The sequence below is a fragment of the Amycolatopsis sp. NPDC114478 genome, assembly GCF_055633805.1.
The window spans coordinates 357,601-374,143 of record NZ_JBVKDO010000007.1 but is presented as its reverse complement, the minus strand read 5'-3'; the positions used below and the strand labels follow the sequence as shown (position 1 = coordinate 374,143).

Genomic DNA, 16,543 nt, shown 5'->3' with positions numbered 1-16,543 from the left:
GTTCGAGCGCGCAAGAGCGAGGAGCCGGGAACACCCCTCCGGTCCGATCTGCTATGGCATGCCGCTCAGGCCGGTGCGGGCATGCTCATGAGCACGTCGGTCGGCGTGCCGGTGGGCGAACCGCCCGCCTGCTCGACGCTCACCGCGAGCTGGTCCACCGGCCCGACGCCGTCGGCCACGACCAGGCCGCCGTCGTCGGACGCGGCGATCACCCCGGCCGAGCGCGGGGCGTTCCCGCCCGTGATCAGCCAGGCCTCGTAGACCTTGCCGCCCGGCTGGGCCGGCAGCCCGGTGTCCATCACCATGACCCGGTTCAGCGACTTCGAGGCGATGACCGTGACCCCGCCGCCGATGGGCGCCTCGCCGTGCACGGTCTTCGCGTCGGGGGCCGACAGCAGCGCCGCCACCGGCTCGTAGCGCTGCTTCGCCTGGTCGAGGCGGCTCTGCGCGGACTGCAGCTCCTGCTGCTGGGTCAGTGCGATGCCGCCGAAGACGCCGCCCGCGGCGAGCCCGACGACGGCGGCCGCGGCCGCCACGACGACCGCCCAGCGCGGCGCCCGCGACGAGCGGCGGGACCGCTCGTGCGACCCGGGCCGCGTGCGCGGCGGCAGCTGGCGGGTGGCGTGCATGGCCGCCATGACCCGGTCCTTGAACTCCGGCGGCGGCTCCTCGGCCATCGCCGCGCCCAGCCGGGCCGCGGTCGCCCGCAGCTCGGCGACCTCCTGCGCGCAGGACTCGCACTCCTCGAGGTGGCGGGCGAACTCCGCGCGCTCGATGTCGTTGACCGCGTCGAGGGCGAAGGCGCCGGCCAGCGTGTGCATCTCTGGCGTGCTCAAGCGGTCACCCCCAGGCAGTCCCGCAGGCGGATCAGCCCGTCCCGCAGCCGCGTCTTGATGGTTCCCTGCGGCGTCGACAGCACTTCGGCCACCTCGCGATACGTATAGCCCTGGTAGTAGGCGAGCAGCACGGACTCGCGCTGCAGATCGGTCAGGAAGGACAGGCACCGGCGCACCTGGGAGCGTTCGAGCCGCGCGGTGACGGACTCGGCGACCTCGTCGAACGGGCGGCCGCGGGCGGCTTCGAAGGTCGCCTTCTGCTCGCGCTCGGTGCTGGCGCGCGCCGAGCGGACGCGGTCGACCGCGCGGCGGTGCGCCAGGGTCATCGCCCAGTTCAGCGCCGAGCCCTTGTCGGGGGCGTACCGCGTCGCGGTACGCCACAGCTCGACGAGGACCTCCTGGGCGACCTCTTCGGACTGCGCCGCGTCCCGCACGATCCGCCGGACGAGACCGAAGATCGGCCCGGCCAGCTGGTCGTAGAGCAGCTCGAAGGCGCGCTCGTCGCCCTTCGCGACGCGCACCATGAGCTCCTCGGCCGTCGGACCCGCCGGCACTTCGGCGGGCACCGGCGCCACGGCGCGCGGGCGGGCCTGCTCATCCATGCAGCTGTCCTCCGGCGGTCTGCGGGGTGCGCGGCACGACCGCGGCCTTCCGCAGCCACAACGCGACGCCGTGGCGGCGGATCAGCGCGGACACCCGCTGCGGGAGCAGCGGCCGGGCCAGCACGAGCCGGGCCAGCCACCGCGGGTTCACCGGGCGGCGAACTCCCCGCAGCGTAGCGACCAACGGCGTCGAGCTCCCGCGGCGCAACGCCACGGTGAGGTCGAGCAACGCTTCCGGGCGGGGCAGGCGCATCCGGTACTCGCCGTCCATCTCCTGGAACGGCGAGACGTAGAACTCCTTGGCCGCGCGGGCGAGGCCGGCTTCGTCGGGCCGCAGCAGGTAGGCGTGCCGGCCGCCGTAGGTGTTGTGCACCTCGGCGACGACGCACTCGAGGCGGCCTTGCGCATCGTGGCACCAGTAGACGCTGATCGGGTTGAACACGTACCCGAGCACGCGCGCGGCGGCGAGCATGACGACCTTTCCACCGCGCAGGTCGACGTCGCGCTCGGCGAGCCAGGCGTCGAGCTTCTCCCGGATCGGCCGCGGGTCGCCGGCGACGAAGTGGTCGCGGCGGTCGAACCGGGCGAACGGCCGCAGCCACCACGGCAGCCGCGGCAGGTCGTCCAGGTCGACCCGCCACAGGTACACGCGGTGCGCGAAGGCGTGCGGCGGGTCGATCCGCCGCACGTGCGCGACCGTGGCGTCGTAGAGCGCGTTCGTCACCACACGACTCCCAGGCTTTCGGCGGCGCGGGCCCCCGAAGAGCAGCCGTCTTCGTGGAAGCCCCAGCCGTGGTACGCACCGGCGAAGGCGAGCACGCCGTCGTTGAGCTCGGGCAGCCGGCGTTGCGCCGCAACGGATTCCGGCGTGTAGACCGGGTGCTCGTACTCCATCCGCGCGACGAGGTGCTCCTTCTCCGGACCGTCGCCGGGGTTGAGCGTGACGACGTACCCGGTCGGCTCGTCGAGGCGCATCAGGCGGTTCATGTCGTAGCTGACCTGGACCGCGCCGGTCGGCGCGCCGCAGACGGGCGCACGGTAGTTCCAGCCCGCGCGCGCGTCGGCCAGCGAGGGCAGGACGCTCGTGTCGGTGTGCAGCCAGGCCTCGTTGGCCGAGTAGCGGAACGCGCCGAGCACCTCGCGCTCGGCGTCGGTCGGGTTGGCCAGCAGGGCCAGGGCCTGGTCGGCGTGCGTGGCGACGACGACCTTGGCGACCCGGTGCGGGGTGTCGGCGTCGTCGCGGATCTCGACGCCGCCCGCGGTCCGCAGCACCGAGCGCACCGGCGTCGACAGGTGGACGGCGGTGAGCTGCTTCGCCGCGCGTTCGACGTATTCGCGGGACCCGCCGGCGACCGTCCGCCAGGCCGGCGAGTTCTTGACGCTCAGCATGCCGTGGTTGCGCAGGAACTCGAACAGGTACCGCGCCGGGTAGCGGAGGGTGTCGCTGCGGTCGGCCGACCAGACGGTCGAGACCAGCGGCAGCATGAAGTGGTCGACGAAGTAGCGGGTGTAGCCGCCGATGGCGAGGAACGCGCCGAGCGTGACGTCGCCGGCGTCCGTCGCCGCCAGCAGCCGCTTCGCGTGCCGGTGGAACCGCTTGACCTCCGCGAGCATCCGCAGGTAACGGGGCCGCGCGAGGTTGCCGCGCTGGGCGAACAGCCCGGCCAGCCCCTTCGCGCCGGCGTACTGCAGGCCGCAGCCGTCGCACCGGATGCTCATCGACATCTCGGTGTCGCGCGTCTGCACCCCGAGCTCGGCGAACAGCCGCAGCAGCGACGGGTAGGTGCGCTCGTTGTGGACGATGAAGCCGGAGTCCACACCGATCGTGCCGCCGTGCGAGCTCGGCACGTCGTGCGTGTGCGCGTGCCCGCCGAGGCGGTCGTCCGCCTCGAAGAGCAGCACCTCGTACTTGCGTTGCAGCAGGTATGCCGCCGTCAACCCGGCCACCCCGCTGCCGATGACGGCGATGCGTTCTCCCGTGATCTCCACACCGGTCCTTCGCGGCCGCCCCGCGTCCGGATTGGATCGGGGCCGAACCAATCCACGTCGCCGCGGAGAGCGAATCCCGGACATGCCGAACACCACCGCGCACCGCCTCGCTTCTTTCGCCGGGAAGCTCCTCGGCGGGCAGCTCCCCGTCGGCCTGCGGACCTGGGACGGAACCCGCGCCGGCCCAGTGGACGCGCCCACGGTCGTGCTGCGCAACCGCCGTGCCCTGCGCCGCCTCCTCTACGCGCCCGGCGAGCTGGGGCTCGCCCGCGCTTACGTCACCGGCGACCTCGACGTCGAGGGGGACCTGACGGACGGCTTCCGCCGGATCTGGACCCTCACCCGCGCGGGGGAGCTGAACCGGGCGAAGCTCGGCCCGCGCGAGTGGGCCGAAGCCGTCCGGCTCGCCGCCCGCCTCGGGGTCGTCGGGCCGCCGCCGAAGCCGCCCGCCGAGGAGGCCCGGCTGACCGGCAGGCTGCACAGCCTGCTGCGCGACAAGTCCGCGATCGCGCACCACTACGACCTCGGCAACGCCTTCTACCAGCTGCTGCTGGACGATTCGATGGCGTACTCGAGCGCGTACTTCACCTCCGAGTCGCAGAGCCTCGAACAGGCGCAGCACGACAAGCTGGAGCTGATCTGCCGCAAGCTGGGGCTGCGGCCGGGGATGCGGCTGCTCGACGTCGGCTGCGGCTGGGGCTCGCTGCTGGTCCACGCGGCCAAGCACCACGGCGTGCACGCCGTCGGCATCACGCTCTCGGCCGAGCAGCTGCAGCACATCCGCGGCCGGCTCGCCCAGCACGACCTCGAAGACCGCGTCGAGGTGCGCCGGCAGGACTACCGCGAGCTGCCGGACGCGCCGTTCGACGCGGTGGCGTCGATCGAGATGGGCGAGCACGTCGGGGAGATCAACTACCCGACCTACGCGGCGACGCTGCACAAGATGGTCAAGCCCGGCGGCCGGGTGCTCATCCAGCAGATGTCGCGCGGGAACGTCGCGCCCGGCGGCGGCGCGTTCATCGAGCGCTACATCGCCCCCGACATGACCATGCGGCCGGTGGGCCGGACGATCGACCACCTGGAGACCGCGGGCCTGGAAGTGCGGGACGTGCACGCGATGCGCGAGCACTACGTCTGGACGGTCCGCGCCTGGGCCGACACCCTGGAGGAGAACTGGGCCGACGTCGTCGCGCTGATCGGCGAGACCGGCGCGCGGGTCTGGCGGCTGTACCTGGTGGGCGGGGCACTGGCGTTCGAGGAGAACCGGATGGGCGTGGACCAGATCCTTTCCGTGCGGCCCGACGAGCACGGTCGCGCCGGGATGCCGGCGACGCGGGAGTGGTGCTGATGCCGCAGCTGCTCGTCACGGCCGCCGTCACGCTCGTGGCGGTGGCCCTGACCTTCGGGATCGCGCGGGCGCGCAAGCGGTACGACACGATCGACACGTTCTGGGGGCTCGGGTTCGCGATCGTCGCGGTCGCCGCGTTCCCCTTCGGCGACGGCCCGCTGTACTTGCGGCTGGTCGTCGTCCTCCTGACGGTCGTCTGGGGTGTGCGGCTCTCGGTGCACCTGCACCTGCGCAACCACAAGCTGCCCGAAGACCCGCGGTACGCGCGGATGGGCTACGGGCCGCTCAAGATGTTCGTGCGCGTCTATCTGTTCCAGGCCGTGGTGCTGTACTTCGTCTCCCTCCCGGTGCAGTTCGCGGTGGACGGCACGGGGATCGGTGTCCTGGGCTGGCTGGGCATCGCCGTGTGGGTGGTCGGCTTCGCCTTCGAGACGATCGGCGACGACCAGCTGCGCCGCTTCAAGGCCGATCCGGGGAACAAGGGCAAGGTGCTCGACACGGGGTTGTGGCGCTACACGCGGCACCCGAACTACTTCGGCGACGCGTGCGTGTGGTGGGGCCTCTACCTGCTGGCCTGCTCGACGTGGCCGGGTGCCTTGACGATCCTCTCCCCCGTGGCGATGACGTTCACCCTCGCCCGCGGGACGGGCAAACCGATGCTGGAGAAGGGAATGGCGCGCACGCGCCCGGCGTACGCGAACTACGTCGAGCGCACCAGCGGGTTCTTCCCGTTGCCGCCGAAGAAGGTCACTCCCCGGTGAGCCCGTCGGTGAGCTCGCGCAGCACGTCGAGGTGACCGACGTGCCGCGCGGTCTCCTCGATCATGTGCGTGAGGACCCAGCGGACGTTGAAGGTCTCCTGTTTGTGCGTCACTTCGTCGTCGAGGCCGTGCTTCGCGATGATCTCGCGGCTGCGGGCGCACTGCTTCTCGTAGTCGGCGAGGAGGGTCTCGAGCTTGGTGTCCGGCGAGACCCGGAACTCCGCGTCCGGGTCCTGCTCGAGCTTCTCCTCCCAGGTGTCCTCCTCGCCGTCGACGACCACGGCGAACCAGAACCACTCGTTGAGCGTGAGGTGGGCGACCAGGCCGGCGACGGTCGTCAGCTCGCTCGGCAGGTGCGCTTGCCGGGCCTGGTCTTCGGTGAGGCCGCCGGCCTTCCAAGCGACGGTGGCGCGGTGGTGGTCGAGCAGGCCGGTCAGGATTTCGCGCTCGCCGCCGGTGAGCGGGACCTTCGGGCGGTCGGGTCTGGTCATGCGGGGCACTTTGCCAGAGGGGTCCGACATTTCCGGATACCTTGCGCACGATGTAATCGTGGACTAGGTTTACGGACGTGCCTGATGAGTTCCTCTTGGACGAGCAAGCCTGCTTCGCGCTGTACGCGGCGTCGCGCGCGGTGACGGACACGTACCGTCCCCTGCTCGGCGAACTGGGGCTCACCTACCCGCAGTACCTGGTGCTGCTGGTGCTGTGGGAGTCCGACGCCCGGCCGGTCAAGGAGATCGGCGAGGCGCTGCACCTGGACTACGGCACGCTTTCCCCGCTGCTCAAGCGGCTCGAGGCCAACGGGCTCGTCACGCGGGCGCGGCTGCCCGAAGACGAACGCACGGTGGTGGTCAGCCTGACCGAGGAGGGCCGTTCGCTGCGCACCCGCGCAGCGGGCGTCCCGTCGGCCATCGGCTGCGCACTGGGCCTCGACGACGCCTCGCGGCGGGAACTGATAGCGACCCTGCGGCGGCTGACGGCGTCGGCCACCGCCTACACACATGGAGGCCCTGATGCCCAGCCGTGACGCGACCACCCACTGGGTCGGCGGACTGCAGAACGGGAAGGGCGAGGTCACGCTGGACTCGTCCAACGCCGGCACGTTCAGCGTGTCGTTCCCGACCCGGGCGGGCAACCCGGACGGCCAGACGAGCCCGGAGGAGCTCATCGCGGCGGCGCACTCGTCGTGCCTGGCGATGAACCTGTCGGGCGTGCTGGAGGCTCAGAAGCTCACGGCGGACTCGATCGACGTGACCGCAGAGGTCACCCTCGGCCCGGCGTCCGGCGGCGGCTTCGAGATCAGCGGCATCGCGATCACGCTGCGCGCGTCCATCGAGGGCGTGACAGCGGAGCAGTTCGCGGAGTACGCGGAGACGGCGGAGAAGACGTGCCCGGTGTCGAAGGCCCTGGCCGGCACGACGATCACGCTGGACGCCGCGCTCAACTGACGTCCGACCAGCGAACGGCCCCCTCGGATTCGTCGAGGGGGCCGTTCCGCGTCAGTGCACCTTGGCTCGATAAGTCGACTTCTTCGCCTGGTTGCCGCAGATCTCCATCGAGCACCACCGCCGCGTGCCCGGCCTCGACGTGTCCAGGAACAGCGCGCCGCAGCGCTCGCCCGCGCAACGGCGAACCCGGGCGAACTCCGGGGACGTCACCAGCTCCAGCGCGTCCCGGGCCAGCAACGCCACCATCGCCTCCGCGGGATCGGGTGCCTGCCAGCGGAGTTCGCCCGCGGCCGTCAGGAACGGCGCGGGTACCGGCAGCGCCGCGAACCGGTTCAACCGCCGGCGCACCACCTCGCGCACGTCACCGGTGAGCAGCTCGTAAATCGCTTCGCGGGCCGTCCAGGCGTCGCGCACCGAGATGTCCGTCGGCTTCACCGGCGTCGCGAACGGGCCCAGCTGGTCGATCCACGCTCCCCACGCCGCCGCGTCGGGCAGCTCTTCCAGCTCCTCCGGCGTCCCGCGGTAGCGCAGCGTCCGGACGAAGTCGAGGCACAGCCTGCCCGCGCCTTCGCGGAATCGGTCCGTCATACGGGTCACAGTACGCCGGAACCGGTTTGACTGGTACCGTCGGGAACCGATCAAACCGGTTCCAAGGGGGTAACGATGACCGAGACCGAGCAAAAAGCCCCGCCCGGGTGGCTGGTGCTGCTGCTGGCCGTCTCTTGTGGACTGACCGTCGCGAACCTCTACTACGCCCAGCCGCTGCTCGCGGAGCTGCGGCACACCTTCGGCATCGGCGAGGCCGCCGCCGGCGGGGTCGTCACCGCCACCCAGATCGGATACGCCGCCGGGATGCTGCTGCTCGTCCCGCTCGGCGACCGGATGGAGAACCGCGGGCTCGTCGCGACGCTGCTCGCGGTCGCCTGCGCCGGCCTCGTCGTCACCGGCGTCGCGCCCGGGTTCGCCGTGCTGCTGATCGCCTCGCTCGTCGTCGGGGCGGCGTCGGTCGTCGTGCAGATCCTCGTCCCGTTCGCCGCCGACATCTCCCCCGACGCCATCCGCGGCCGGATCGTCGGGCGCGTCGTCAGCGGGCTGCTGTTCGGCATCCTGCTCTCGCGCGTCGTCGCCAGCCTGCTGGCCGAGGTGACCGGCTGGCGCGTGGTGTTCCTGATCTCGGCGGGCGCGATGGCCGCGCTCGCCGTCGTCCTGCGGTTCATCCTGCCGGCCCGGGCGCCCAAAACGGACGTCCACTACGGACAGTTGTTGCGCTCGACCCTGGCCATGGCCCGGAAACACCCCGCGCTGCGCCACCGCGCGCTGTACCAGTCGGCGATGTTCGGGGCGTTCAGCGCGTTCTGGACGACGATCGCGTTCGTGCTGACGGCGCCGCCGTTCAACTACACCCAGCTCGGCGTCGGCCTGTTCGCGCTGGCGGGCGCGGCCGGCGCCCTGGTGGCCCCGCTGGCCGGGCGGTGGTCCGACCACGGCCACGGCCGTCGGCTCACGGCGGCCGCGTTCGTGCTGTGCGCGGCGGCTTTCGCCTTGGCCGGGTTCGGCGCGCACAGCGTGGTGCTGCTGGCGATCGCGGCGATCGCGGTGGACATGGCGGTCCAGGCGACGCTGGTGACCGGCCAGCACGTGATCTACCAGCTGGACCCCTCCGCCCGCGCCCGCGTGAACAGCGTCTACCTGGGCACGTTCTTCATCGGCGGCGCGATCGGTTCCCAGGCAGGCTCGATCGCGTACCACCTGGGCGGCTGGACAGCGGTGGTCATCTTCGCGGGCGCGCTCCCGCTGCTCGGGCTGGCCGGCATGACGCGCACCGAGGTCTAGGCGAACACCTCCCGGTTGGCCCCGACCCACTCGGCATACGTCGTTCCCTTACGCCCCAACAGTTCCTCGACGACGCCGGTGGGCACCTGCGGACGGCGCAACGTCTCCTCGAAGCCGTCGAGGACCCAGTCGACCGCCTGCTCCGGGACGCCGTACCCGATCCACTGCGCGCGCTGTTCGTCGCGGGTCAGCTCGCGGAAGCGGATTTCCTTGCCCAGCACCGATTCGAAGGTCGCGACCTGCCCGCGAAGGCTGATCGACTCCGGTCCACTGAGGACGTACGTCGCACCGACGTGCCCCCCGCTCGTGAGGACGCGGGCCGCGACCGCCGCGATGTCGCCGAGGTCGATCGGGGTTTGGGTCGCGTCGCCGTAGGCCGTCGCGACCTCGCCCGCGCGGACCATGTCCGCCCAGTCGAGGGTGTTGTTCATGAAGACGCCGGGGCGCAGGAAGGTCCAGCCGAACCCGGCCTCCCGGACGGCGGCCTCCACCGCGCCGTACTCGTTGCCACTGGAGCCTTCGTGACCGTCGCCGACGCTGCTCCCCGACAACGCGACGACGCGTTTGATGCCCGCTTCGGTGGCCAGTTCGCAGAACCGCCGGACGGTCCGCGCCATCGGGGCGAGGTAGACCGCGGAGACGCCGTCCAGGGGAAGCGTCGACGGCCGCGCCAGCGACCCGACGGCGACTTCGGCCTCCCGGGGAAGCTGAGCACGTTCGGGGTCGACGGTCAGCGCTCGCACCGAGACTCCCGCGGCGAGCAGCTCGTCGACCACCAACCGGCCGACGCTGCCGGTCGCTCCCGTCACCAGGATCGTCATGAACACCCTCCTCATTGTCGTATGCCGTACGAGATCGTACGGCATACGAGAACAAGAGTGCACGTTATTTACCTGACGACGGGGTCTGAGCCGGGCAGGATGAACTGGTGAGCGACCAAGGGGCCGGGCGGTTCCGGGACCCGCTGGTCCGCCTGGGGCGGTTCGCGGGCGAGGTGCTGGTGCGCTGCCCGGCGTGCGGTGAGTGCGCGACCGTGCTCGCCCACCTCGGAGCGCCGGAATTCCGAGCCGGCGGGGGTCACCGAGTGGCCCGGCGACGGCTGCGCTGCCGCGCCTGCGGCCTGGCCGAGGACGCCTTCCCGGTGACGCCGGTCTTCGGCGAACCCGCGGATCCCTACTTCCGGCAACCGCTGTGGCTCCAGGCGGACTGCCGCGGCCACCTCCTCTGGGCGTACAACGCCGACCACCTGGATCTCCTGGAGTCGTACGTCGCCGCCCGGCTTCGGGAGCGAGGGCCGATCCCGGGCACGATGAGCCTGGTGGAGCGGCTTCCGGACTGGCTGAAGTCGGCGAAGAACCGGGACGACGTCCTCCGGCTCATCCGGCGGCTGCGGGCATCCCTGCCCACCGAGCCCCCGGAAGTCAGGAAGTGATGGTCGGCAGCTCAGGCGCCGCGACGTCGTAGACCTTGCCGTCCTGGGTCAATAGCGCTGCCAAGACCTTCGCCTTCCGGTCCGTCTGCTCCGCCGTCCCCCAGCGGACGATCTTGCCGCTCGACAGCGTGAACTCCACGCTCGCCGGGGTCTTCGCCGTCGCCGTCGTGACCTGCTTCAGCAACTGCTCCGGGATCACCCCGAGCACCGCCGTCACCGCGCGCGTCACCGGGTCGTCCGCCGACACCTTCGGCAACTTGAGTTCCGGCAACCCCGAAGGCCGCGACGGCACCGTCTTGAACACCACGCCGCCGCCGTCGACCAGGTGGACTCCGTCGCCGCCCGGGCCGCTGTCGAAGAACGCGATCGCCGTGCGCTCGGTCACCGTGATCTCGACCGTGCTCGGCCAGGACCGCGACACCTCGACCGTCGCGATGCCCGGCATCGCCGCCACCCGGTCGCGGATCTCGTCCGTGCTCAGCCGCAGCATCGGCTTGTCCAGCGGCACCGCCGCCACCGCGCGGATCTGGTCCGCGGTCACCGTGCGGGACCCGCTGACCGAGACGTCCCGGGCCCCCAACATCGAGCTGAAGAACAGCAGGTACACCAAGGCGATCACGGTCAGCACCGACAGCAGCGCCACCCACCGGCGGCGGATCTCGACCCGCCGGTTCGGCCGGTTGCGCGGGACCGAGCGCGCGACCCGGGTGCGGCGGCGCTCCTCCTCGGAACGCCGCCCACGCCGTTGGCGGGCCAGGGTGGCGCGATCCGGGGTCTCCTCCTCGGAGGGCGGACGGCGGCGTTCCCTGGTCGGACTCATGGGCTCAGCGCTTCTCCAGCTCGGCGAGGATCTCCGGCCCCAGCTGCGTCACGTCCCCGGCGCCCATGGTGACGACGAGGTCGCCCGGGCGCGCGAGACCCGCCACCAGACCGGCGGCGACGTCGAACGCGGGCTCGTAGTGCACCGGCACGGTCACCGCGTCGGCGATCAGCGCCCCGGTCACGCCCGGCTCCGGCTCCTCGCGGGCGCCGTAGACGTCCAGCACGACGACCTCGTCGGCCTGCGACAGCGCCTCGGCGAACTCCGCCGAGAACGCCTTGGTCCGCGAGTACAGATGCGGCTGGAACACGACGATCACCCGGCCGGACCCGGCCGCCGTGCGCACCGCGCGCAGCTGCGCGGACACCTCGGTCGGGTGGTGGGCATAGTCGTCGTAGACGCGGACGTCGGCCGCCCGCCCCTTGAACTCGAACCGGCGCCGGACCCCGCCGAACGCCGCGAGCCCCTCGACCATGCCCTCGACCGGCGCCCCGAGCTCGACCCCGGCCAGCAGAGCCGCGATCGCGTTGTGCGCCATGTGGTCGCCCGGCACCGCGACCGTGACGTCGATGAGCTTGGTCTTCAGCGAGATCCGCACGACCCCGCCGTCGGGCCGCGGCTCGTAGGACATGATCTTGGCGTCGTCGGGCCCGCTGACCCAGTAGCCATAGCGCAGCACGCGGACCCCGCGCTTCTCGGCGGCGTCGCCGAGTGCGTCGGAGCCTTCGTCGTCGGCGCAGACGATCAGCAGCCCGTCCTCTTCGATCCGGTCGACGAACTCGGTGAACACCTTCGTGTACGCCTCGGCGGTGCCGTGGTGGTCCAGGTGGTCCGGCTCGACGTTCGTCACGACCGCGACCGACGGCGAGTACGTCAGGAACGAGCCGTCGCTCTCGTCGGCCTCGGCGACGAAGATGCCGCCCTCGCCGTGATGGGCGTTGGCGCCGGACTCGTTCAGGTCGCCGCCGATGGCGAACGACGGGTCGAGCCGGCAGTGCTGCAGCGCCACGGTCAGCATCGACGTCGTCGACGTCTTGCCGTGCGTGCCCGCGATGCAGGCGACGCGGTGGCCCTCCATCAGCCCGGCCAGCGCCTCGGCCCGGTGCAGCACCGGGATCCCCGCGGCGCGCGCCGCGACCAGCTCCGGGTTCGTCTCCTTGATCGCCGTCGAGACGACCACCGCGGACGGCGGCTGCGAAAGCGCCGTGATGTTCGAAGCGCTCTGGCCGACGAACAGCTCGGCGCCCTGGGCTCGCAGCGACAGCAGCGCGCGCGACTCCTTGGCGTCCGAGCCCGACACGAAAGCGCCGCGGGCCAGCAGGATCCGCGCGACGCCGGACATGCCGGCCCCGCCGATCCCGATCAGGTGCGCCCGGCGCAGTTCTTCAGGCAACTCAAGCACCAGCGGCCTCCAGGACGATGCGAGCGAGGGTCTCGTCGGCCTCGCGGTGGCCCATGCCGACCGCCGCCGCGCCCATCTTCGCGACGCGGTCGGCGTCGGTGACCAGCGGGACGACCAGCTCGGCGACCTTGGCCGGGGAGAGGTCGGGGTCGGCGACCATCAGCGCCGCACCGGCGTCGACGGCCGGGCGCGCGTTGGTGGCCTGCTCGCCGTTGCCGATCGGCAGCGGGACGAACACCGCGGGCAGCCCGACCGAGGTCACCTCGGCGACCGTCATCGCGCCCGAGCGGCAGATCGCGACGTCGGCCGCCGCGTACGCCAGGTCCATCCGCTCCAGGTACGGCACCGGCACGTACGCCGGGCGGCCCGGGAACTCCTGCACGACCAGCGTGTTCTTCGGGCCGTGCGCGTGCAGCACGCCGACGCCGGCGTCGGCCAGGTCCTTGGCCGCTCCGGACACCGCGGCGTTGATCGACTGGGCGCCCTGCGAGCCGCCGAACACCAGCAGCGTCGGCGCGTCCGGGTCCAGCCCGAAGTGCTCGCGGGCCTCGGCGCGCAGCGCGGCGCGGTCGAGGGAGGTGATCGAGCGTCGCAGCGGGATCCCGACGACCTCGGCCTTCGGCAGCGGCGTCCCCGGGACGGCGACCGCGACGCGGCGCGCGAACCGCGCGCCCACCTTGTTGGCCAGGCCCGGCGACTGGTTGGCCTCGTGCACGACGATCGGGACGCGCCCGCGCGCGGCCAGGTAGGCCGGCAGGGCGACGTAGCCGCCGAAGCCGACGACGACGTCCGCGCCGACCCGGTCCAGCACCTCACGGGTCCTGCGGACCGAGTCGCGGACCTTCAGGGGCAGCCGCAGCAGCTCCGGTGTCGGCTTGCGCGGCAGCGGCACCGGCGGGATCAGCTCCAGCTCGTAGCCGCGGGCCGGGACGAGCTTGTTCTCCAGGCCGCGTTCGGTGCCCAGCGCCACGACCGTCGCGTCCGGGCGCAGCCGCATGACGGCGTCGGCCAGGGCGAGGGCGGGTTCGATGTGTCCTGCGGTGCCACCTCCGGCGACCACGACCACGGGCCCTCGGCCCGAGGCGGCTCGCTCGGCTCCCTTGACGGGGTTACTCACCAATGACCTCTCCGGTTCGCCGTACTCCGGGTACCACGGCTCGCTGTTGTCCGCGCGGCCCCGCCGCGAGACGTGGCCGTGCTCGTCCGTGCCGCGCTGCGGCGCACCGGTTCGCGGACCGACCTGCGTCGTTCCTGCGCCGGGGCGGCCCGCGCCGCACGGGGCGCGGGCCTGGCCGCCTTCGCCCCGCCGCGGGCCGCCGCCTTGCGGGTGGCGGGCGGGCGGTACGGGTCGGGCGCGGGCAGCCGCAGCAGGCGTCCGAATTTACCCGGCCCCTGTGTGCGCAGCGCGGCCACCGCCTCCGGTTCGTGCCGGGCGGCGTTCGCGAGCACCCCCATGATGAGCATGGTGATCACCAGCGAGGTGCCGCCGTAGGAGATCAGCGGCAGCGTGACGCCGGTGACCGGCAGCAGGCCGACGACGTAGCCGATGTTGATGCCGGCCTGCGCCACCAGGAACACCGTGAGCGTGCCGGAGACGATCCGGATCCACGGGTCGATGTTGCGGGTGGCGATCCGCAGGCCCACGATCGCGACCCCGGCGAAGAGGGCGAGCACGACCACGCAGCCGATCAGGCCGAGCTCCTCGCCGATCAGGGCGAAGATGAAGTCGTTCTGCACGTTCGGCAGGTAGCCCCAGTTCGACGCGCCCTGACCGAGGCCCTTCCCGAGGAACCCGCCGTCGGCGAGCGCGAGCTTGGCCTGGTTGGCCTGGAAGCCTTCGGCGCTGGTGTCGGCGTCCGGCGAGAGGAACGACATGACCCGCGCGAGCCGGTAGGGGGCGATGAGGGCGAGCACGAGCACGCCGGCCAGGCCGCCCGCGAGGATCACGCCGAACAGCCGTTTCGGGGCGCCGGCGAACCACAGCAGCGCCAGCAGGACGACCGCGAGGGTGACCGTGCCACCGAGGTCGGGCTGCAGCATGACCAGGGCGAACATCAGCAGCGCGATCGGCACCACCGGCACGAGCAGGTGCCGCCACTGGTGGATCACGTTGTACTTGATCACCAGGATGTGCGCGCCCCAGAAGGCCAGCGCGACTTTGGCGGCCTCGACCGGCTGGAAGGTGAACTCGCCGAGCTTGAACCAGCCCTGCGAGCCGTTGACCGTCGAGCCGAGCGGCGTCAGGACCAGGACCAGCAGGCCCAGGCAGATGACCGTCGCGGTGGCCGACATCGCGCGGATCCGCTCCAGCTTGACCCGCAGGCCCAGCCAGAACACGACCGAGCCGATGGCGACGAACACCAGGTGCTTGATGAACAGCGAGTACACCCCGCTGCCGGTCTTCGGGTTGTAGGACGCCACCGACGACGCCGAGAGCACCATGACGATGCCGATGACGGTGAGCACGCCGGTGAGGGCGAGCACGAGGTGGAAGGACGCGAGCGGGCGCGACAGCCACGCGGTCAGCGCGGTCCGGAACGCGACGAACCCGCTTTCCGTGCGCTCGCGGCGCGGCCGTTTCGGCGTCTCCCGGGGCTGGGGTGTCTTGGGCTCAGTGACCGTCACTCGGCTCCCCCGCTGCGTCGTCGCGGAGGACGTGCACCGCCGCGGCGAACGCGTCGCCGCGTTCGCCGTAGTTGCGGAACATGTCCAACGACGCCGCGGCGGGTGCCAGCAGCACCACGTCACCTGGCCGGGCCATCGCGCTGGCCGCACTCACCGCCGCAGTCATGGGTTCATGGTCACCCGGACGGAGGCTGTTCACCGGGACATCCGGCGCGTGTCGCGCGACCGCGGCGGCGATCACGGGTGAATCGACGCCGAGTAGCACAACCCCGCGGAGGCGGCCGGCGATGCTGCTCACGAGTTCGTCGACCGAAGCGCCCTTGAGCTGGCCGCCGGCGATCCACACGATCGACTCGTGCGCCCGCAGCGACCCGGCGGCCGCGTGCGGGTTGGTCGCCTTCGAGTCGTTGACGTACCGGACGCCGGCGACCTCGGCCACCTCGACGGCCCGGTGCGGGGCCGGCTGGTACTCGCGCAGGCCCTTCAGCACGGCCTCCGGCGAGACGCCGTGGGCGCGGGCCAGGGAGGCCGCCGCGAGGGCGTTCGAGACGTTGTGCGGGCCGGCCGGGCGGACGTCCGACAGCGTGGCGAGCTCTTCGGCGCTGGTCGCCGGGTCGGCGACGAAAGCGCGGTCGACCAGCAGCTCCTCGACCAGGCCCAGCTCGCCGGCCCGCGGGGTGTCCAGCCGGAAGCCGACGCGGCGGGCGCTTTCCGGCGCGTGTTCTTCGGCGATCCGGGTGGACCACTCGTCGTCGGCGTTGTGCACGGCGACCTTGGCGCGGGTGTACACGCGCCCCTTGGCGGCGGCGTACTCCTCCATCGAGCCGTGCCAGTCGATGTGGTCCTCGGCCAGGTTGAGCACGACGGCCGCGTCCGGCGCGAGGGTCGAGGACCAGTGCAGCTGGAAGCTCGACAGCTCGACGGCCAGGACGTCGTAGCCCGCGCGGACGGCGTCGAGGGCCGCGTAGCCGATGTTCCCGCAGGCCACGGCGTTGCTGCCGGCCGCCTTGAGGATCGATTCGAGCATGCCGACGGTGGTCGTCTTGCCGTTGGTGCCGGTGACGACCAGCCACGACGGCGGGTGCTCGCGCAGCCGCCCGACCCGCCAGGCCAGCTCGACGTCGCCGATCACCTCGACGCCCGCTTCGGCCGCGGCCACCAGCAGCGGCGACGTCGGCCGCCAGCCCGGGCTGGTGACGACGAGGACGACGTCGGACGGCGGCTCGGTCAGGCCGGGCACCAGCTCGGCACCCAAGCCCTCCAGCTCGGCCAAGCGCTCGGCGTTGCCGTCGGTGACGGTTACGCGAGCGCCCAGCTCGACCAGCACCGGGACCACGGACTTCCCGGTGACCCCGGCACCCGCGACGAGAACGTGACGACCGGAGATCTCCCCCCGACCTTCTTCCCCACCACCGCCCTCAACGGAGGCGCTTCGCGCCACTGTCATT

Annotated in this window: 18 protein-coding genes; 6 read left to right on the top strand and 12 right to left on the bottom strand. The window is 72.1% G+C overall.

Annotated elements, in window-relative coordinates:
- Window positions 1–65 precede the first annotated feature (65 nt).
- The 4 genes from ACZ7OH_RS22260 to ACZ7OH_RS22245 are packed head-to-tail and all read right to left on the bottom strand — an operon-like array spanning window position 66 to window position 3,427.
- Window positions 66–836: an anti-sigma factor gene (locus tag ACZ7OH_RS22260; protein ID WP_470282497.1), complete on the bottom strand. Its 771-nt coding sequence runs from the start codon at window positions 834–836 to the stop codon at window positions 66–68.
- A complete protein-coding gene (sigK, locus tag ACZ7OH_RS22255) occupies window positions 833–1,438 on the bottom strand; it encodes an ECF RNA polymerase sigma factor SigK (protein ID WP_400905286.1) in 606 nt (201 codons plus the stop codon). The genes ACZ7OH_RS22260 and sigK overlap by 4 nt, the downstream gene beginning before the upstream one ends.
- Window positions 1,431–2,165: a DUF1365 domain-containing protein gene (locus tag ACZ7OH_RS22250; protein ID WP_470282496.1), complete on the bottom strand. Its 735-nt coding sequence runs from the start codon at window positions 2,163–2,165 to the stop codon at window positions 1,431–1,433. The genes sigK and ACZ7OH_RS22250 overlap by 8 nt, the downstream gene beginning before the upstream one ends.
- Entirely contained in the window at window positions 2,159–3,427 is a 1,269-nt protein-coding gene (locus ACZ7OH_RS22245; protein WP_470282495.1) for an NAD(P)/FAD-dependent oxidoreductase, read from the bottom strand. Before ACZ7OH_RS22245 ends, ACZ7OH_RS22250 begins: the two co-directional genes overlap by 7 nt.
- 82 nt (window positions 3,428–3,509) lie before the next feature.
- On the opposite strand from ACZ7OH_RS22245, the gene ACZ7OH_RS22240 reads away from it, so the two are divergent.
- Together ACZ7OH_RS22240 and ACZ7OH_RS22235 are read left to right on the top strand one after the other, a co-directional pair.
- Window positions 3,510–4,775 carry a class I SAM-dependent methyltransferase gene (locus ACZ7OH_RS22240; RefSeq protein WP_470282494.1) on the top strand — a complete coding sequence of 422 codons (1,266 nt, stop codon included), beginning with the start codon at window positions 3,510–3,512 and terminating at the stop codon, window positions 4,773–4,775.
- A complete protein-coding gene (locus ACZ7OH_RS22235; protein WP_470282493.1) occupies window positions 4,775–5,536 on the top strand; it encodes a DUF1295 domain-containing protein in 762 nt (253 codons plus the stop codon). Before ACZ7OH_RS22240 ends, ACZ7OH_RS22235 begins: the two co-directional genes overlap by 1 nt.
- Here ACZ7OH_RS22235 and ACZ7OH_RS22230 read toward each other — a convergent pair.
- Window positions 5,523–6,026: a DinB family protein gene (locus ACZ7OH_RS22230; RefSeq protein ID WP_470282492.1), complete on the bottom strand. Its 504-nt coding sequence runs from the start codon at window positions 6,024–6,026 to the stop codon at window positions 5,523–5,525. The genes ACZ7OH_RS22235 and ACZ7OH_RS22230 overlap by 14 nt on opposite strands.
- A 77-nt stretch (window positions 6,027–6,103) precedes the next feature.
- On the opposite strand from ACZ7OH_RS22230, the gene ACZ7OH_RS22225 reads away from it, so the two are divergent.
- Together ACZ7OH_RS22225 and ACZ7OH_RS22220 are read left to right on the top strand one after the other, a co-directional pair.
- A complete protein-coding gene (locus ACZ7OH_RS22225; RefSeq protein ID WP_400905269.1) occupies window positions 6,104–6,562 on the top strand; it encodes a MarR family winged helix-turn-helix transcriptional regulator in 459 nt (152 codons plus the stop codon).
- On the top strand, window positions 6,549–6,983 hold the full coding sequence (locus ACZ7OH_RS22220; RefSeq protein WP_470282491.1) for an OsmC family peroxiredoxin: 435 nt from the start codon (window positions 6,549–6,551) through the stop codon (window positions 6,981–6,983). Before ACZ7OH_RS22225 ends, ACZ7OH_RS22220 begins: the two co-directional genes overlap by 14 nt.
- Before the next feature lie 51 nt (window positions 6,984–7,034).
- On the opposite strand, the gene ACZ7OH_RS22215 is transcribed toward ACZ7OH_RS22220, so the two are convergent.
- Window positions 7,035–7,571: a CGNR zinc finger domain-containing protein gene (locus tag ACZ7OH_RS22215; RefSeq protein ID WP_470282490.1), complete on the bottom strand. Its 537-nt coding sequence runs from the start codon at window positions 7,569–7,571 to the stop codon at window positions 7,035–7,037.
- Window positions 7,572–7,646: 75 nt separating this feature from the next.
- Between ACZ7OH_RS22215 and ACZ7OH_RS22210 the strand changes: the two genes are divergently transcribed.
- Entirely contained in the window at window positions 7,647–8,816 is a 1,170-nt protein-coding gene (locus ACZ7OH_RS22210) for an MFS transporter (RefSeq protein ID WP_470282489.1), read from the top strand.
- Here the strand turns inward: ACZ7OH_RS22210 and ACZ7OH_RS22205 are convergent.
- Window positions 8,813–9,637 (bottom strand): NAD(P)H-binding protein, encoded by an 825-nt coding sequence (locus ACZ7OH_RS22205; RefSeq protein WP_470282488.1) that lies wholly within the window; start codon window positions 9,635–9,637, stop codon window positions 8,813–8,815. The genes ACZ7OH_RS22210 and ACZ7OH_RS22205 overlap by 4 nt on opposite strands.
- Window positions 9,638–9,744: 107 nt before the next feature.
- Here ACZ7OH_RS22205 and ACZ7OH_RS22200 point away from each other — a divergent pair, with 107 nt between their 5' ends.
- On the top strand, window positions 9,745–10,248 hold the full coding sequence (locus tag ACZ7OH_RS22200) for a TFIIB-type zinc ribbon-containing protein (RefSeq protein WP_470282487.1): 504 nt from the start codon (window positions 9,745–9,747) through the stop codon (window positions 10,246–10,248).
- Here ACZ7OH_RS22200 and ACZ7OH_RS22195 read toward each other — a convergent pair.
- The 5 genes from ACZ7OH_RS22195 to murD are packed head-to-tail and all read right to left on the bottom strand — an operon-like array spanning window position 10,238 to window position 16,542.
- The gene (locus ACZ7OH_RS22195) at window positions 10,238–11,068 is read right to left on the bottom strand and encodes a cell division protein FtsQ/DivIB (protein ID WP_470282486.1); all 831 of its coding nucleotides are present in this window, start codon (window positions 11,066–11,068) and stop codon (window positions 10,238–10,240) included. The genes ACZ7OH_RS22200 and ACZ7OH_RS22195 overlap by 11 nt on opposite strands.
- Window positions 11,069–11,072: 4 nt before the next feature.
- Window positions 11,073–12,470, bottom strand: a complete 1,398-nt coding sequence (gene murC / locus ACZ7OH_RS22190; RefSeq protein ID WP_470282485.1) for a UDP-N-acetylmuramate--L-alanine ligase — start codon at window positions 12,468–12,470, stop codon at window positions 11,073–11,075.
- The gene (gene murG, locus ACZ7OH_RS22185) at window positions 12,463–13,587 is read right to left on the bottom strand and encodes an undecaprenyldiphospho-muramoylpentapeptide beta-N-acetylglucosaminyltransferase (protein ID WP_470282484.1); all 1,125 of its coding nucleotides are present in this window, start codon (window positions 13,585–13,587) and stop codon (window positions 12,463–12,465) included. The genes murC and murG overlap by 8 nt, the downstream gene beginning before the upstream one ends.
- Window positions 13,584–15,095 carry a putative lipid II flippase FtsW gene (ftsW, locus tag ACZ7OH_RS22180; RefSeq protein WP_470282483.1) on the bottom strand — a complete coding sequence of 504 codons (1,512 nt, stop codon included), beginning with the start codon at window positions 15,093–15,095 and terminating at the stop codon, window positions 13,584–13,586. Before ftsW ends, murG begins: the two co-directional genes overlap by 4 nt.
- Window positions 15,082–16,542 (bottom strand): UDP-N-acetylmuramoyl-L-alanine--D-glutamate ligase, encoded by a 1,461-nt coding sequence (murD, locus tag ACZ7OH_RS22175; RefSeq protein WP_470282482.1) that lies wholly within the window; start codon window positions 16,540–16,542, stop codon window positions 15,082–15,084. The genes ftsW and murD overlap by 14 nt, the downstream gene beginning before the upstream one ends.
- Window position 16,543 lies beyond the last annotated feature (1 nt).

Bases quoted from the DNA above. Each gene is read 5' to 3' on its own strand.
- sigK (WP_400905286.1), bottom strand. From the start codon at position 1,438: ATGGATGAGCAGGCCCGCCCGCGCGCCGTGGCGCCGGTGCCCGCCGAA.
- ACZ7OH_RS22240 (WP_470282494.1), top strand. From the start codon at position 3,510: ATGCCGAACACCACCGCGCACCGCCTCGCTTCTTTCGCCGGGAAGCTC.
- ACZ7OH_RS22235 (WP_470282493.1), top strand. From the start codon at position 4,775: ATGCCGCAGCTGCTCGTCACGGCCGCCGTCACGCTCGTGGCGGTGGCC.
- ACZ7OH_RS22230 (WP_470282492.1), bottom strand. From the start codon at position 6,026: ATGACCAGACCCGACCGCCCGAAGGTCCCGCTCACCGGCGGCGAGCGC.
- ACZ7OH_RS22220 (WP_470282491.1), top strand. From the start codon at position 6,549: ATGCCCAGCCGTGACGCGACCACCCACTGGGTCGGCGGACTGCAGAAC.
- ACZ7OH_RS22215 (WP_470282490.1), bottom strand. From the start codon at position 7,571: ATGACGGACCGATTCCGCGAAGGCGCGGGCAGGCTGTGCCTCGACTTC.
- ACZ7OH_RS22210 (WP_470282489.1), top strand. From the start codon at position 7,647: ATGACCGAGACCGAGCAAAAAGCCCCGCCCGGGTGGCTGGTGCTGCTG.
- ACZ7OH_RS22205 (WP_470282488.1), bottom strand. From the start codon at position 9,637: ATGACGATCCTGGTGACGGGAGCGACCGGCAGCGTCGGCCGGTTGGTG.
- ACZ7OH_RS22195 (WP_470282486.1), bottom strand. From the start codon at position 11,068: ATGAGTCCGACCAGGGAACGCCGCCGTCCGCCCTCCGAGGAGGAGACC.
- murD (WP_470282482.1), bottom strand. From the start codon at position 16,542: ATGACAGTGGCGCGAAGCGCCTCCGTTGAGGGCGGTGGTGGGGAAGAA.